We start from the raw sequence: 13,622 nt of genomic DNA on the forward strand, positions 1-13,622 counted from the left end.
GGCGGCGATGCTAATTCTCCAACCTTGCGCCCCGCGGCTATTCGCGCCATTGCGGCGCGCGAGTCGCGTTTCGGCCCATTTGGAACTAGAAGACCCTTGATATGACGAAGACTTGGCAACCGCATAGCTGGCGCACGCACGAAGCCCGCCAGCTTCCGACCTATAATGACGCGGCGGCGCTCGCGGCGGCCGAAGGCGAACTTGCGAATTATCCGCCGCTGGTCTTTGCAGGCGAGGCGCGCGAACTGACGAGCGAACTCGCGCGCGTGGCGGAGGGCAAGGCCTTCCTTCTCCAGGGCGGCGACTGCGCCGAAAGCTTTGCCGAATTCCATCCGAACAATATCCGCGACACATTCCGCGTGATCCTGCAGATGGCGGTGGTCCTGACCTTTGCCTCGAAGATGCCCGTGGTGAAGCTCGGCCGGATGGCGGGACAATTCGCCAAGCCGCGCTCGGCCGACATGGAAGAAGTGAACGGTGTCGCGCTGCCCAGCTATCGCGGCGACATCATCAACGACATCGCCTTCGAGGCCGCGGGCCGCGAGCCCGATCCGCGCCGCATGGTGCGCGCCTACAGCCAGGCGGCGGCGACGCTCAACCTGCTGCGCGCCTTCGCCGGCGGCGGCTATGCGAACCTGCATCAGGTCAACGCCTGGACGCACGATTTCATGGACCGCAGCCCGTGGGCCAAGAAATATCAGGAAACCGCCGCGCGCATTTCCGAAGCGCTTGCCTTCATGGAAGCGTGCGGAGTGACGCCCGAAACCGTGCCGCAGATCAAGGGCACGAGCTTTTACACCAGCCACGAGGCGCTGCTGCTCCCCTATGAGCAGGCGCTCACGCGGCAGGACAGCCTGACCGGCGGCTGGTACGACACCTCGGCCCATTTCCTGTGGGTTGGCGATCGCACCCGCTTCGAAGGGTCGGCGCATATCGAATATCTGCGCGGGATCGGCAATCCGGTCGGGATGAAATGCGGCCCGAGCCTCGAAGCCGATACGCTGCTGCGGCTCCTCGACACGCTCAACCCCGATCATGTGCCGGGGCGGATGACGCTGATCACCCGTTACGGCCACGACAAGATCGAGGCGCACCTGCCCAGGCTGGTGCGCGCGGTGAAGGAATCGGGGCACCCCGTCGTCTGGTCGTGCGACCCGATGCACGGCAATGTCATCAAGACCTCGACCGGCTACAAGACGCGCCCGTTCGAACGCATCCTCGCCGAAGTGCGCGGCTTCTTTGCCGTCCACCGCGCCGAAGGCACGCATGGCGGCGGCATTCACATCGAGATGACCGGCCAGAATGTCACCGAATGCACCGGCGGCGCGATGGACGTGACCCAGATGGATCTTGCCGACCGCTATCACACCCACTGCGACCCGCGCCTCAACGCGGGGCAATCGCTGGAGCTCGCGTTCCTGCTTGCCGAAATGCTCAATCAGGAAATGAGCGACCGCGCCAAACAGGCGGCATGACCGAGCGGCGCGTCGTTGTCCGTCACGAGGCGATCCGCAACGGGATCGGCTTTGGCAGCGCGCTCGCCATCGCGATCAGTTTCACCACGCACCAGTCGGTGCTGTGGGCGATCATCCACGGTATTTTCAGCTGGTTCTACGTCGCCTATTTCGTCCTGACCCGCTGACCGGACCTTATTTCCCCGGCCACCGTTTCGTGTCGGCAAACGCCCGGCCGAGGCCGACGTGGAGATCGGCGTCCTCCGCAGCACCGCCAAGCTCGATGGCCTCGGAATAATTGTCGCCGGGCTTGTGATAGTCGCTGCCCAGGAATTTCTGGAGCAGCGTCATGTCCGAAAAGCTGCCGCCCGCCATCAGCGACGTCACGCCCTTGGCCCCCAATGCCCAGCCGTCCTGGCGCTGGATGAAGGCGTCGGCCTCGCCGTCCTCGTCGAGCTTGCGGCCGAGTTTCGTCGCGACCTCGCGCACGACTGCGTCATAGGCGGGCTTGCCGCGCCCGATCGTCGCGACGGGGGTGCCGCGCGGCGAAATGGCGATGGTATCGATATTGAGCGCGACGGTGATATCCTTGAGCGGCACTGACGGATCGCTCGCAAACCGATGCGCGCCGAGCAGCCCCATTTCCTCTGCCGTGGTCGCGAGGAAATAAATGTCGCGGTCGGGCCGCACGCCCGAACCGAGCCGCTTGGCGACCTCGATCAGCACCGCGATACCGCTCGCATTGTCGACGGCACCGTTACAGATGCGGTCGGCCTCGCCCTCGGGTGCGCAAATGCCGAGGTGATCCCAATGGCCGAGGAAGAGCACCGCCTTGCCGTCGGGCCTGGCGCCCGGCAGCTTGGCGACCACATTGTGGCTGTCATAGGCGCGCACCGCCGTCGTCGCAGCAAGATCGGCGGTCACGGGCAGCGCCGTTCCGCGATAGTCCGCCGAACGCGCCGCCTCGCGCAAGGCCGCGCCGTCCTCGCCCGCCTTGCGGAACAGGGCGTCGGCCGCCTCGAGCGAGATGAATCCGCTGATCGGTGCGCCCGCCTTCGCGCTCGCGGCCCGCGTCGTCTTGCCCGCCAGCGCATCGCGCAGCTGCGCCCAGGGCAGAGCATCGGTCGCGATCACCAGCACGCCGGCGGCGCCCGCATCGGCGAGCATTTGGCGCCGCTCGCGATAACGCGGCAGCTTGTCGCCGAAGGGCGCATTGTCGAACAGCATGACCGCCAACTTGTCCTTGACGTCCGCGTTGACCTTGCCCGCCCCGTCGACGCCATAGCCGACGAAAACGACGGGCAGATCGGCAAGCGCGACCGCCGCCTCGCGCCCCGTCAGGATCACGCCATCGTCCTCGAGCGCAAAGTCGCGCCCCTTGACCTTGAACGTCGCGCTGGCGGTCAGCGCCTGTGCCTCGATCAGCGGAACAGGCTGGAGCCAGGGTGTCTTGCTGCCCGGAACCGGAACCAGACCCGCCTTGGCCCATTCGCCGACGATATAGCCGATTGTCCGGTCCTCGCCCGCCGTTCCCGGCGCGCGCCCTTCGAACATGTCATCGGCAAGAATCTTGATATGGGCCGCAAGATCGGACTCGGTAATCGGGGCGTCCGCGCTGTGCGCTGGAGTTGCGGAGAGAGACAGGGCCGAAAGAGCGACGGCCGCAAGAGCGGCGCGAAATTTTGTTGCTTGCATGGGCGCGCCGCATGGCATGGGGCTCATTATGAGGCAAGCGTCGTTCGTCGAAAGACGAACGGCAGACCGGTCAGCGCCCCGCGCGGGCGAGCAGCGCGCGCGCCGCGGCGACGTGCATATCCTCGACCATCCGCCCCTCGTGCCGCTGCGCCCCGCCGGTCGCCGCCGCGACGAGTGCCTCGGCCGCCGCGATCTCGCGCTCGGTCGGAGCAAAGGCCGAATTGCACGGGTCGACCTGCGACGGGTGGATCAACGTCTTGCCGTCGAAACCGAGCCGCCGCCCTCCGGCAGCCTCGGCAGCAAAGCCCTCGGCGTCGTCAATGGCATTGTAAACTCCGTCGAAGCACCAAATGCCGCCCGCGCGCGCCGCGAGCACGATGGCCTGGATCGCATGGCTCATCGCTCCGCGGTCCGCCCCGTCCGGCAGTTTCAGTTCGTGCGCGAGGTCGTTGAGCCCCGCGATCAATCCCGTCACCGCCGGATCGGCCGCGATGTCGCGCGCCGCATAGATGGCGACCGGCGTCTCGATCATGGCAAGAAGCGGGAGGCCGAGCGAACGCGCCGGGTCGAGATCGGCGGGAACATCGACCTTCGGAAGCACCACCGCGTCGAGTGCGAGCCCCTCGATCGCCGCGAGATCGCCCGCCTGCTGCGCGCTGTCGCTGCCGTTGATCCGCACCGCGACACGCTTGCCCGGAAAGCCCGCCGTCACCGCCGCGCGCATCGCCGCCCGCGCTTCGTCCTTGCGGTCCGCGGGCACCGCATCCTCGAGGTCGATGATCAGCATATCGGCAGCGAGTCCCGCCGCCTTTTCGAGCGCGCGCGTGTTCGATCCGGGCACATAAAGCAACGAACGCGGAGCAAAATCGGGCAAAGTCATGCGCTTTTCTGTGGCGCAGCGACGCCAATGCCGCAATAAGAAAGGCGGGTACGCAGAGTTCAACTGCTAGAGGGGATTATCGATGGAATTCGCGCTCGCGCTGGTCGTTCTGGCTCTGGTCTTCCTTGTCTGGGCGTTGACGCCCGTCCGGCAAGGCTATGCCTATACGATCGAACGCTTTGGCCGCTACACGCACACCGCGCAGCCGGGGCTCAACTTCATCATGCCGATCTTCGACCGCGTCGGGCGCAAGGTGAACATGATGGAACAGGTGCTCGATATTCCCGGGCAGGAAATCATCACCAAGGACAATGCGATGGTCGCGGTCGACGGGGTGGTGTTCTTCCAGGTGCTCGACGCCGCCAAGGCCGCCTATGAGGTCAGCGACCTGTATCTGTCGATCATGAACCTGACGACGACCAACCTGCGTACCGTCATGGGTTCGATGGACCTCGACGAAACGCTGTCGAAGCGCGACGAGATCAATCTTCGCCTGCTCCATGTCGTCGACGATGCGACGACGCCGTGGGGGGTCAAGATCACCCGTGTCGAGATCAAGGACATCCGCCCGCCCGCCGACATTTCGAACGCGATGGCGCGGCAGATGAAAGCCGAGCGCGAAAAGCGCGCCAACATCCTCGAAGCCGAAGGCATGCGGGCATCCGAAATCCTGCGCGCCGAGGGCGAGAAGCAGGGCCAGATCCTCCAGGCCGAGGGTCGCCGTGAGGCAGCCTTCCGCGACGCCGAGGCGCGCGAACGCGAGGCCGAGGCCGAAGCGAAGGCGACGACGATGGTCAGCGACGCGATCGCAAGCGGCAACGCGCAGGCAATCAACTATTTCATCGCGCAGAAATATGTCGAGGCGGTGAGCCAGTTTGCGACGAGCCCGAACAGCAAGACAATCCTCTTCCCGGTCGAGGCGACGCAGCTGATCGGTACGCTGGGCGGCATCGGCGAACTTGCGCGCGACGCTATCGAACGCAAGGGAGCCTGACATGCCCGACTGGCTGACCAATATGGAGCCGCACTGGATGTGGCTGTCGCTCGGCGTTCTGCTCGCCGCCGCCGAAATTGTGATGCCGGGATTCTTCCTGATCTGGCTCGGCGCGGCGGCGGTCGTTACCGGCGTGATCGCGTGGGTCGTCCCGCTGTCGATCCCCGCCCAGCTCGGAATATTTGCCGTGCTGTCCTTCGTCGCGCTCTATGGCGCGCGGCGTTGGCTCAAGGCAAACCCGATCACATCGGCCGATCCGCACCTCAACGAGCGCGGGGGACGGCTCGTCGGTGAAATTCTTACCGTGACCCGTGCGATCGAGGATGGCCGCGGGCGCGTCAAGGTCGGCGACGGCGAATGGCCGGTGCGCGGTCCCGATGCCGTCGAGGGCGCCAAGGTGCGCGTCGTCAGCGCCGACGGCGGCTTGCTGGTCGTGGAACTGGTTTGAAAAAGCTTATCCTCCCCCCTTGTGGGGAGGTGGCAGCGCGAAGCGCTGACGGAGGGGGGTGGCGTCCTGCAACCGCCGCTCAATGCCGATAGCCCCCTCCACCGCTTCGCGGTCCCCCTCCCCGTTCCGGGGAGGATTTATTACCCGCCCTTCGGCCGCGAATAGATTGCGACGACGCCCCCCAGCGCGTCGCTGTCGCCGATGCGCGCAAAGCCGAGCTTGGCCGCGACGCGTTCGGAGGCAGCGTTACCCGGATCGATGATGCAGCGCACTTCCTTGGCATCGAGATGGCCGTCGGCCCAGCCGAGCGCGGCGGTCATCGCCTCGGTCGCATAGCCTGCGCCCCAATGGTCGGCGTCGAACGCCCAGCCGGCTTCGGGCACGCCCTCCAGCTCCGCAATGCCGCGGCAGAAATAGCTGAGGCCTCCCATGCCGATCAGCCGGTCGTCCGCGCGGTCGGCGAACACCCAATAGCCGAACCCCATCACCGGCCACAGCCCCGCCGAACTCAGATATTTGCCCCAGCTGACATCGGGTGCGCGCGGTTCGCCGCCGATGAAGCGCGTCACGCGCTCGTCGGCCCACATCGCAATATGAACATCCTTGTCACCAAGTCGTTGCGGGCGAAGGCGCATGCGCGCGGTCTCGATAACGGGGGGCGTACTGGTCATCACGCCGCCATGCCGCATTGCGGTTCCGCCGGTCAATCGGGGACGAGGAAATGGTCGAAAAGATCGTGCAGAACCGCCTTGCCGTCGACTTGCCGTTTGGCGCGCAGCACCGCCAGCGTATCGACGCGCGCGAGCACATCGGCATGCTTCAGAACGCCATGATAGTGCTGCCGGTCATTGAAATCGTGAAACAGGAAAATGCAGTCGGGTTTGCAGTGGATGATCGACTGGAGCAGGCAGGCGACGCGAAACCGCCCGTCGATCAGCACCGCGTCGGGACTGCCGCGCAGATGCCGCCAGACCTGCATATGATAGCTCGGCCAATGACGGATATTGTCTTCGCTCGTCGGATAGCCCCATTCGCCGACCGGTCCGATGTCGGCGTGAACCGGGTTGAATTCGACCGGCGCATCGATCAGTGCGGCCGCAACCTTGTCGAGCCATGCAAGATCGCTGTCGACGCTGACGATCCGCTGCACCTGCCGCGCCGCGACGATAGTGCTGCCGCCACACCCGAATTCGAGCAGCGCGTCGCGACCCGCGAGTTGAAGCTCGATCTGTCCCACCTCGGCCGCGGTCATCTGTGGCTGCATGACGCCGTCCCCGTGCCCGATCGGGAAAGGTCCGATCGGACACCACCCGATTAGGAAAGGAGCGCCGCGCCGTCCAGCCTCTGCGCGACCGACGTTGCGCTCAGGCGGCCGCCGCCGGCATTACCGCATCGGCATAGTCGCTATCGAACTTGCGGATAAGCGCGCGGTCGTCGTGGTTCCACGGATGAAACCCCGGCAGGAAATAGGACAGCCATGCGGGCAGGCTGCGCCGGAGCACGCCGGGCCTGCCGAGCAGATACCACCAGATACGCGCCGTCACGCGCCAGCCCGAGAGCCCGTCCTGCCGCAACAACGCCTTCATGCCCTTCACGCGGCGCGGCCAGAAACGCGACGTGACGAGCAGCATCATCAGCGATTTGGCGCGCCAGCGGCGGAAGCGGCTCCAATCCTTCGTCGCGTGGAGCCAGGTGTCATAGGCGACGCCCTTATGCTCGATCTCTTCGATCGCATGCCAGCGCCACAGCGCCGCCCATTCGGGTTCGGCGCCCTCATACATTGCCGGATCGCTCAGCATCACCGCGGCGAGCATCGCGGTATAATGTTCGAGCGCGATCGTCGCCATCAGATTGACGATCGGCGGACGCGCCTTGATGATCGCCATCACCTCGTCGACGTCAGCCTCGAGTTCGGTCAGTTCGTAGCCCGCCTCCGCCGCCTTGCGGTTGAAGACGACATGCTCGCGGCTGTGGATCACTTCCTGTTGGGTGAAGGCACGGATTTCGCGCGCGAGCTTGTCGGGCACGCCGTCACGATGCGCCTTCACCGCCTCGATGAACATCGCCTCGCCTTTCGGAAACGTCACCGAAAGCGCGGTGTGGAAAGCCGAAGCGATCGGGTCGCCGTTCAGCCACCAGCGCCCCTGCGCATCGTCGCGTCCGAAGCGGCGGTCACGCGGGGTGATGGTCAGGTCGTCCGGTGTCGGACTGAGCGAAACGCTGGACATATCGGCCTCTCCGTCGGAAAGGGGTTGGGGGTCGTACAAAACCCATGGGGCAAATTAAGGGTTACTTACAGTGGTGTCAATTGCAAAGAAGCGCCTGAGTCCGGAGGAAAGCCGGTCCGCTTCGCTCGAAGCCGCGCGGCAGATCCTCATCGAAATGGGTCCGCAGGCGGTGACGCTGAAGGCCGTCGCGGCGCGCATCGGGCGCACGCACGCGAACCTGCTCCACCATTTCGGTAGCGCCGCCGGGCTGCAAAAGGCGCTCGCGGCCTATCTTGCCGACACGGTATGCGACACGATCGGGCAAAAGATGGCCGCCTCGCCCCCCGGAGACCGCAATGTGCGCGAGATCGTCGATCTGGCGTTCGACGCCTTCGACAGCGGCGGCGCGGGGGCGCTCGCGACCTGGATGGCAGCGACGGGCAATGACGACGCGCTCGACCCGATCATCGACGCGATCCACCGGCTGATCGACGGCATGACCCCCGACGCCCACGAAAAGCGGCTGATGCACGAAGACACGCTCGCGCTCGTGCTGATGGCGATGGGGGATTCGCAGCTCGGCGGGCCGATGGCCGAAGCATTGGGCCTGCCGCGCGACACCGCGCGCGCGCTCGCGACCGAGCTGATTACCGGGCGCATCACGGCTTTTTGGGCAGAGCATGGGGGCAAGGCGGGGGAATAGCCGACTGGCCTTTTCGCTGCGCAGTCGCTATGTCGCCCCGCCTCCCTCCCCGTTCGCATCGCGGGGGGCTTGACGTTTAGTCCCCTCCTCCCGCCACCAGAGACCCCGCCATGCATTTCCTCGATCAGGCCAAGATTTTCATCAAGTCGGGCGACGGCGGCCCCGGCGCGGTCAGCTTTCGGCGCGAGAAATATATCGAATATGGCGGCCCCGACGGCGGCAACGGCGGCAAGGGCGGCGACGTGATTTTCGAGGCGGTCGCGGGGCTCAACACGCTGATCGACTTTCGCTATACGCAGCATTTCAAGGCAAAGCGCGGAACCCCCGGCGCAGGGCGCGACCGTACCGGCGCGGGCGGCCCCGACCTTGTCATCCAGGTTCCGATCGGAACGCAGATCCTTGCCGACGACGACGAGCGCAGCTTGCTCGCCGACCTGACCAGGGAAGGCGAACGCATCGTCTTCCTGCGCGGCGGCGACGGCGGGCGCGGCAATGCGAGCTACAAGACATCGACCAACCGCGCGCCGCGTCAGCACGGACCCGGTTGGCCGGGCGAGGAAATGTGGGTGTGGCTGCGGCTGAAATTGCTCGCCGATGCGGGGCTCGTCGGCCTGCCCAATGCGGGCAAGTCGACCTTCATCAACGCGGTGACCAACGCGCAGGCGAAGGTCGGCGCCTATGCCTTTACCACGCTGCGCCCGCAGCTCGGCGTCGTCAGCCACAAGGGGCATGAGTTCGTCGTCGCCGACATTCCGGGGCTGATCGAGGGCGCCGCCGAAGGCGCCGGAGTCGGCGACCGCTTCCTCGGCCATATCGAGCGCTGCCGCGTGCTGCTGCACCTTGTCGACGCCAATGACACCGACGTCGCGACCAGTTACCGCGTCGTACGCGACGAACTCGAGGCCTATGGCGCCGACCTGATCGACAAGCCGGTCATCGTCGCGCTCAACAAGGTCGACACGCTCGACGACGAACTGATCGCCGCGCTGTCCGCCGAACTCGCCGAAGCGAGCGGCCAGCCGGTGATGGCGTTGTCGGGCGCAAGCGGCGCGGGTATCGACGCGGTACTCGACAGGCTGCTCGAAGCGGTCGGCCTGCCCGAACCCGGCGCCGACGAGGCCGACGAGGAAGGCGCCGACGACTGGTCGCCGATCTGAGGAACCAACACGGCCTCGAGGGATTGCTTAAAGCAACCAAGGAGTTTCCGATGCTGCATCCTCTCGCCCGGCGGGTTGCCCTCGCCGGGCTTCTGTTATCCGTCGCTACCGCGCCCGCCGCAGCGCAGGACGGGGCAGAACCTGCGAAACGCACCCGCCTGCTTGCCGGTCCGCAAATCTCGCCATCATGGCCGGGGGCGGACAAATTTGGGGTCGGCCCCTATCTCGACTTTTCGCGGGCACGCGAGGGGCGCAATTTCACCTTCGAGGCGCCGGACGAAAGTTTTGGCTCGCCCCTGATCGAAAGCGGACGCTTCGAGTTCGGCCCCGCGCTCGGCTTCATCGGCAAGCGCAGCGCGCGCGACATCGGAGCGCCGCTCCCAACCGTCGGCTTCAGCATCGAAGCGGGCGCTTTCGCGCAAATGTGGGCCGCCCCCGAGCTGCGCGTGCGGGTCGAGGGGCGCAAGGCGCTCTCGGGCCATGACGGCTGGGTCGGCGAGGTCAGCGCCGACTATGTCGCGCGCGACGGCGACGAGTGGCTGGTGTCGATCGGTCCCCGCGTGACGCTGGGCGATGCGAAGTTCCATCGCGCCTATGTTGGCGTCGCGCCGGTCGATTCGGCCGCCTCGGGACTTGCAGCCTATCGCCCCGGCGGCGGCATCACGTCTGTGGGCGTAACCGCCGGCGTTCTGAAGCAGATCGATCGCAACTGGGGCGTCGCGGTTTATGGCCGCTATGACCGCCTTGTCGGCGATGCGGCGCGGTCGCCAGTCGTGCGCCAGCTCGGCTCGCGCGATCAGCCGTCCGTTGGCCTCGCGCTGAGCTACACCTTCGGGGGCAGCCGCTAGGCTCCGCGCGCCTCCAGTACCATATTGAATGGCCCCTCGGTGGCGCGGCGCACTTCGGAAAATCCGCCTTCGCGGATGACCTGTGACAGCTTTGTCTCGCCCGCCTGCGCGCCGAGGCCTTCGCCCACCTCCTGGTCGAGCGACGTCGGTACGCAGATCATCGTCGAGGCGTTGTAATAGAGCCTTCCTACGGGGTTCATATTGTCGGCGGGCGTATCGCCGGCCATCGGCTCGACGATCATCCATACGCCATCCTTCGCCAAGATGCGCCGCATGTGCGACGCACAGCCGCGCGGATCGCCCATGTCGTGGAGGCAGTCATACATGGTGATCAGGTCGAAATCCTCCTCGGCGATGTCTTTGGCCGTCGCGACCTCGAAGCGGACGCGCTCGCCATAGCCATGCCCTTCGGCATGACGACGCGCCTCCTCGATCGACGGGCCATGGAAATCGTAGCCGACGAATTCGCTGTCGGGATAGGCATCGGCCATCAGCAACGTCGAAAAGCCGACCCCGCAGCCGACATCGGCGACCTTCGCCCCCTCCTTCAGCCGTGCCTCCATCCCGTCGAGCGCCGGAATCCAGTCCTGCACGATATGATTGACGTAACCCGGACGGAAAAAGGCGCCCGTCGCACAAAACAGGCATCCCGCATGGTCGCCCCAGCGCACCCCCGTGCCCTTGCGGAAACATTGTTCGACCTTGGGCTCGGCCTCGATTGTCGCGGCGACCATTTCGAATGCCCCGGCGAGATAGACGGGGCTGTCGGGATCGACGAACACCATCGCCTGCTCGGGCGACAGGCTGAATCGGTCGGTGGCGGCGTCATAATCGATATAGCCGTTCGCCGCCTGCGCCAGCGCCCATTCGCGGACATAGCGCTCGTGAAGATTGCCCGCCCTTTCGGCCAACTCGCCCGCGCTTGCCGCGCCCTTCGCCAATTCGTCGAACAGCCCGAGCCGGAAACCGATCCGTGCAGTCGGCACGCTCATCGCACCGCCCAGGTCGCCCAGCATCTTGCCTACAAAGGCGTGCAGTTTCTCTTCGTTGAGAGTGTCAGCCATGATTTCGCTCCTCACCACCAAGGGGTTCGCGACTCTCCAGAAGGCTCGGTGAGGTGCGCGCCATAGCATAATCGGGCGCCGGCTACCCGGATATTCGCATTGGCACCTTCGCGCCTGCACGCTATCGGCTGCGCATGTTGTTCGCCCCCGCCTCTTGCCCCCGCCTGATCGTCAAGATCGGATCGGCGCTGCTCGTCGACGATAGCGGCGCGGTGCGGCGCGACTGGCTGGCGGGCATCGCGGCCGACATTGCCGGGCGGACGCGCGCGGGGCAGCAAGTCGCGGTCGTGTCGTCGGGAGCGATCGCACTCGGCGCGCGGCGGCTCGGCCTTGCCAAGGGCGGGCGCGCGAGCCTCGAGGATGCGCAGGCAGCCGCCGCAACAGGGCAGATTGCATTGAGCCGCGTCTGGGCCGACGTGCTCGGGGAAGAAGGGCTGACCGCGGCGCAGATCCTCGTGACGCTCGACGACCTCGAGCATCGCCGCCGCTATCTCAACGCCGCCGCGACGCTCGACCGCCTGCTCGGGCTCGGCGTCGTGCCCGTGATCAACGAGAATGACAGCGTCGCGACCGAGGAAATCCGCTTCGGCGACAACGACCGGCTCGCCGCGCGCGTCGCGCAGGCGGCGGGCGCGGCGGGGGTTGTCCTGCTCTCCGACATCGACGGGCTCTACGACCGCAATCCCGCGCAGCCCGGCGCGGTGCACATCGGCCGCGTCGAGCGTATCGACGCCGCGATCGAGGCGATGGCCGATGACGGATCGGCGTCGGGGATGGGGTCGGGCGGCATGGTGTCGAAGATCGCCGCGGCGCGCATCGCCAATGCCGCGGGCGCACATCTCGCCATCGCTTCCGGCCGCATCGAACGGCCGCTTTCGACCGAAGCGCGGCACACGCTTTTCGTCGCGGAAAAGGGCGCGAGCGCGCGCAAGGCATGGCTCGCGGGCGGGCTCACCGCACGCGGACGGCTGACGATCGATGCGGGCGCGGTCAAGGCGCTGCGCGGCGGTGCGAGCCTGTTGGCGGCAGGGGTGACCGAGGTGAGCGGCGATTTCGCGCGCGGCGACATCCTCGACATCGCCGGTCCCGATGGACGCACGGTCGCACGCGGCCTTGCCGAATATCCCGCCGCCGATGCCGCGGCAATCCGCGGGCTCGGCCGCGATGCACAGGAAGCCGCGCTCGGCTATTCGCCCCGCGCCGCGATGGTTCACCGCGACCATATGGTGCTGCTGTGACGCAGGCGGTGCTCGCGATGACCGGCGCGACCGGCTTCGTGGGCCGCGCGACGCTCGATGCCGCGCTTGCCGCGGGCTGGCACGTTCGCGCGCTCACGCGCCGCCCGCAGGAGGAACGCGAAGGCGTCACCTGGATTGCGGGCGCACTCGACCGCCCCGACAGCCTCGCCGAAATGGCCAAGGGAAGCGACGCGCTGCTGCACATCGCGGGAGTCGTCAACGTTCCCGACCGCGCAGCGTTCGAGGCGGGAAACGCCACGGCAACGGGCCATGTCGTCGACGCCGCGCGCGGCGCGGGTGTCACGCGCTTCGTCCATGTCTCGTCGCTCGCCGCGCGCGAACCCGGTCTGTCCGATTATGGCTGGTCGAAAGACCGTGCCGAGAAGATGGTGCGGGCAAGCGGGCTCGACTGGACGATCGTGCGCCCGCCCGCGGTGTTCGGCCCCGGCGATACCGAGATGCTCGACCTGTTCCGCATGGCGCGGCGCGGCATCGCGTTGCTGCCGCCCCGCGGGCGAATGTCGGCGATCTATGTCGATGACCTCGCGCGCCTGCTCGTCGCGCTCGTCGCGGATCGCGATGCGAGCATCGGTGCCATCTACGAACCCGACGATGGCCGCCCCGACGGCTGGTCGCACCGCAGCTTCGCGCGCGCGATCGGGCGCGCGGTCGGGCGGCACCATGTATCGACCCTCGCCATTCCCGCGACCATCCTCAAGGCGGGGGGACGTCTGGACAAGCTCTTGCGCCGCGGCCGCGCCAAGCTGACCCCCGACCGCGCGCGCTATATCGCGCATCCCGATTGGGTGGTCACGCAGGGCGCGCGCCCTCCCGCCGGGCTGTGGCGCCCGGACGTCGACACCGTAGATGCGCTCGCCGAAACCGTGCGCTGGTATCGCCGCGAGGGCTGGCTGTAACGTCGTCGATGGGTCGG

15 protein-coding genes are annotated in these 13,622 nt (G+C 66.8%); 9 read left to right on the plus strand and 6 right to left on the minus strand.

Annotation, left to right across the window (positions count from 1 at the left end; genetic code table 11):
* Window positions 1–101 precede the first annotated feature (101 nt).
* Window positions 102–1,475, plus strand: a complete 1,374-nt coding sequence (locus H7692_RS07325; RefSeq protein ID WP_201928968.1) for a class II 3-deoxy-7-phosphoheptulonate synthase — start codon at window positions 102–104, stop codon at window positions 1,473–1,475.
* A complete protein-coding gene (locus tag H7692_RS07330) occupies window positions 1,472–1,642 on the plus strand; it encodes a hypothetical protein (RefSeq protein ID WP_201928967.1) in 171 nt (56 codons plus the stop codon). The genes H7692_RS07325 and H7692_RS07330 overlap by 4 nt, the downstream gene beginning before the upstream one ends.
* A gap of 7 nt (window positions 1,643–1,649) precedes the next feature.
* Here H7692_RS07330 and H7692_RS07335 read toward each other — a convergent pair whose 3' ends face one another.
* Window positions 1,650–3,008 carry a M28 family peptidase gene (locus H7692_RS07335; RefSeq protein ID WP_227339967.1) on the minus strand — a complete coding sequence of 453 codons (1,359 nt, stop codon included), beginning with the start codon at window positions 3,006–3,008 and terminating at the stop codon, window positions 1,650–1,652.
* Between the two features lie 211 nt (window positions 3,009–3,219).
* Window positions 3,220–4,029 carry an HpcH/HpaI aldolase/citrate lyase family protein gene (locus H7692_RS07340; protein ID WP_227339968.1) on the minus strand — a complete coding sequence of 270 codons (810 nt, stop codon included), beginning with the start codon at window positions 4,027–4,029 and terminating at the stop codon, window positions 3,220–3,222.
* Between the two features lie 82 nt (window positions 4,030–4,111).
* Between H7692_RS07340 and H7692_RS07345 the strand changes: the two genes are divergently transcribed.
* Window positions 4,112–5,023 carry an SPFH domain-containing protein gene (locus H7692_RS07345; RefSeq protein WP_201928964.1) on the plus strand — a complete coding sequence of 304 codons (912 nt, stop codon included), beginning with the start codon at window positions 4,112–4,114 and terminating at the stop codon, window positions 5,021–5,023.
* Window position 5,024: 1 nt separating this feature from the next.
* The gene (locus tag H7692_RS07350; RefSeq protein ID WP_201928963.1) at window positions 5,025–5,471 is read left to right on the plus strand and encodes an NfeD family protein; all 447 of its coding nucleotides are present in this window, start codon (window positions 5,025–5,027) and stop codon (window positions 5,469–5,471) included.
* A gap of 140 nt (window positions 5,472–5,611) precedes the next feature.
* Here the strand turns inward: H7692_RS07350 and H7692_RS07355 are convergent, their stop codons facing one another.
* From H7692_RS07355 to H7692_RS07365, 3 genes are all read right to left on the minus strand, one after another.
* The gene (locus H7692_RS07355; protein WP_201928962.1) at window positions 5,612–6,142 is read right to left on the minus strand and encodes a GNAT family N-acetyltransferase; all 531 of its coding nucleotides are present in this window, start codon (window positions 6,140–6,142) and stop codon (window positions 5,612–5,614) included.
* 32 nt (window positions 6,143–6,174) lie between these two features.
* The gene (locus H7692_RS07360; RefSeq protein WP_201928961.1) at window positions 6,175–6,735 is read right to left on the minus strand and encodes a hypothetical protein; all 561 of its coding nucleotides are present in this window, start codon (window positions 6,733–6,735) and stop codon (window positions 6,175–6,177) included.
* A gap of 100 nt (window positions 6,736–6,835) precedes the next feature.
* On the minus strand, window positions 6,836–7,699 hold the full coding sequence (locus H7692_RS07365; protein WP_201928960.1) for a metal-dependent hydrolase: 864 nt from the start codon (window positions 7,697–7,699) through the stop codon (window positions 6,836–6,838).
* A 73-nt stretch (window positions 7,700–7,772) separates the two neighbouring features.
* Here H7692_RS07365 and H7692_RS07370 point away from each other — a divergent pair, with 73 nt between their 5' ends.
* The 3 genes from H7692_RS07370 (at window position 7,773) to H7692_RS07380 (ending at window position 10,386) form a co-directional block, all read left to right on the plus strand.
* Window positions 7,773–8,381: a TetR/AcrR family transcriptional regulator gene (locus tag H7692_RS07370; RefSeq protein ID WP_222136346.1), complete on the plus strand. Its 609-nt coding sequence runs from the start codon at window positions 7,773–7,775 to the stop codon at window positions 8,379–8,381.
* Between the two features lie 110 nt (window positions 8,382–8,491).
* Entirely contained in the window at window positions 8,492–9,538 is a 1,047-nt protein-coding gene (gene obgE, locus H7692_RS07375; protein ID WP_201928959.1) for a GTPase ObgE, read from the plus strand.
* Between the two features lie 50 nt (window positions 9,539–9,588).
* A complete protein-coding gene (locus tag H7692_RS07380) occupies window positions 9,589–10,386 on the plus strand; it encodes a MipA/OmpV family protein (protein WP_227339969.1) in 798 nt (265 codons plus the stop codon).
* Here H7692_RS07380 and H7692_RS07385 read toward each other — a convergent pair.
* The gene (locus H7692_RS07385) at window positions 10,383–11,450 is read right to left on the minus strand and encodes a class I SAM-dependent methyltransferase (protein WP_222135504.1); all 1,068 of its coding nucleotides are present in this window, start codon (window positions 11,448–11,450) and stop codon (window positions 10,383–10,385) included. The genes H7692_RS07380 and H7692_RS07385 overlap by 4 nt on opposite strands.
* A 134-nt stretch (window positions 11,451–11,584) precedes the next feature.
* Here H7692_RS07385 and proB point away from each other — a divergent pair, with 134 nt between their 5' ends.
* Both proB and H7692_RS07395 read left to right on the plus strand, forming a co-directional pair.
* Window positions 11,585–12,688, plus strand: coding sequence for a glutamate 5-kinase (gene proB / locus H7692_RS07390; RefSeq protein WP_201928956.1), 1,104 nt, complete (start codon window positions 11,585–11,587; stop codon window positions 12,686–12,688).
* A 17-nt stretch (window positions 12,689–12,705) separates the two neighbouring features.
* Window positions 12,706–13,605, plus strand: coding sequence for an NAD-dependent epimerase/dehydratase family protein (locus H7692_RS07395; RefSeq protein WP_222136345.1), 900 nt, complete (start codon window positions 12,706–12,708; stop codon window positions 13,603–13,605).
* The last annotated feature ends 17 nt before the right edge of the window (window positions 13,606–13,622 follow it).

Origin of the sequence: Sphingopyxis sp. P8 (genome assembly GCF_020622175.1) — a bacterium.
In the GTDB taxonomy this organism is placed as follows: domain Bacteria; phylum Pseudomonadota; class Alphaproteobacteria; order Sphingomonadales; family Sphingomonadaceae; genus Sphingopyxis; species Sphingopyxis jiangsuensis.

What these genes read in the sequence shown, in the direction of transcription:
- H7692_RS07335 (WP_227339967.1), bottom strand. Translation starts at nt 3,008, where the DNA reads ATGTTCGAAGGGCGCGCGCCGGGAACGGCGGGCGAGGACCGGACAATC.
- H7692_RS07330 (WP_201928967.1), top strand. Translation starts at nt 1,472, where the DNA reads ATGACCGAGCGGCGCGTCGTTGTCCGTCACGAGGCGATCCGCAACGGG.
- H7692_RS07380 (WP_227339969.1), top strand. Translation starts at nt 9,589, where the DNA reads ATGCTGCATCCTCTCGCCCGGCGGGTTGCCCTCGCCGGGCTTCTGTTA.
- H7692_RS07340 (WP_227339968.1), bottom strand. Translation starts at nt 4,029, where the DNA reads ATGACTTTGCCCGATTTTGCTCCGCGTTCGTTGCTTTATGTGCCCGGA.
- H7692_RS07385 (WP_222135504.1), bottom strand. Translation starts at nt 11,450, where the DNA reads ATGGCTGACACTCTCAACGAAGAGAAACTGCACGCCTTTGTAGGCAAG.
- H7692_RS07365 (WP_201928960.1), bottom strand. Translation starts at nt 7,699, where the DNA reads ATGTCCAGCGTTTCGCTCAGTCCGACACCGGACGACCTGACCATCACC.
- H7692_RS07395 (WP_222136345.1), top strand. Translation starts at nt 12,706, where the DNA reads ATGACCGGCGCGACCGGCTTCGTGGGCCGCGCGACGCTCGATGCCGCG.
- H7692_RS07355 (WP_201928962.1), bottom strand. Translation starts at nt 6,142, where the DNA reads ATGACCAGTACGCCCCCCGTTATCGAGACCGCGCGCATGCGCCTTCGC.
- H7692_RS07350 (WP_201928963.1), top strand. Translation starts at nt 5,025, where the DNA reads ATGCCCGACTGGCTGACCAATATGGAGCCGCACTGGATGTGGCTGTCG.
- H7692_RS07360 (WP_201928961.1), bottom strand. Translation starts at nt 6,735, where the DNA reads ATGCAGCCACAGATGACCGCGGCCGAGGTGGGACAGATCGAGCTTCAA.
- H7692_RS07345 (WP_201928964.1), top strand. Translation starts at nt 4,112, where the DNA reads ATGGAATTCGCGCTCGCGCTGGTCGTTCTGGCTCTGGTCTTCCTTGTC.
- proB (WP_201928956.1), top strand. Translation starts at nt 11,585, where the DNA reads ATGTTGTTCGCCCCCGCCTCTTGCCCCCGCCTGATCGTCAAGATCGGA.
- obgE (WP_201928959.1), top strand. Translation starts at nt 8,492, where the DNA reads ATGCATTTCCTCGATCAGGCCAAGATTTTCATCAAGTCGGGCGACGGC.
- H7692_RS07325 (WP_201928968.1), top strand. Translation starts at nt 102, where the DNA reads ATGACGAAGACTTGGCAACCGCATAGCTGGCGCACGCACGAAGCCCGC.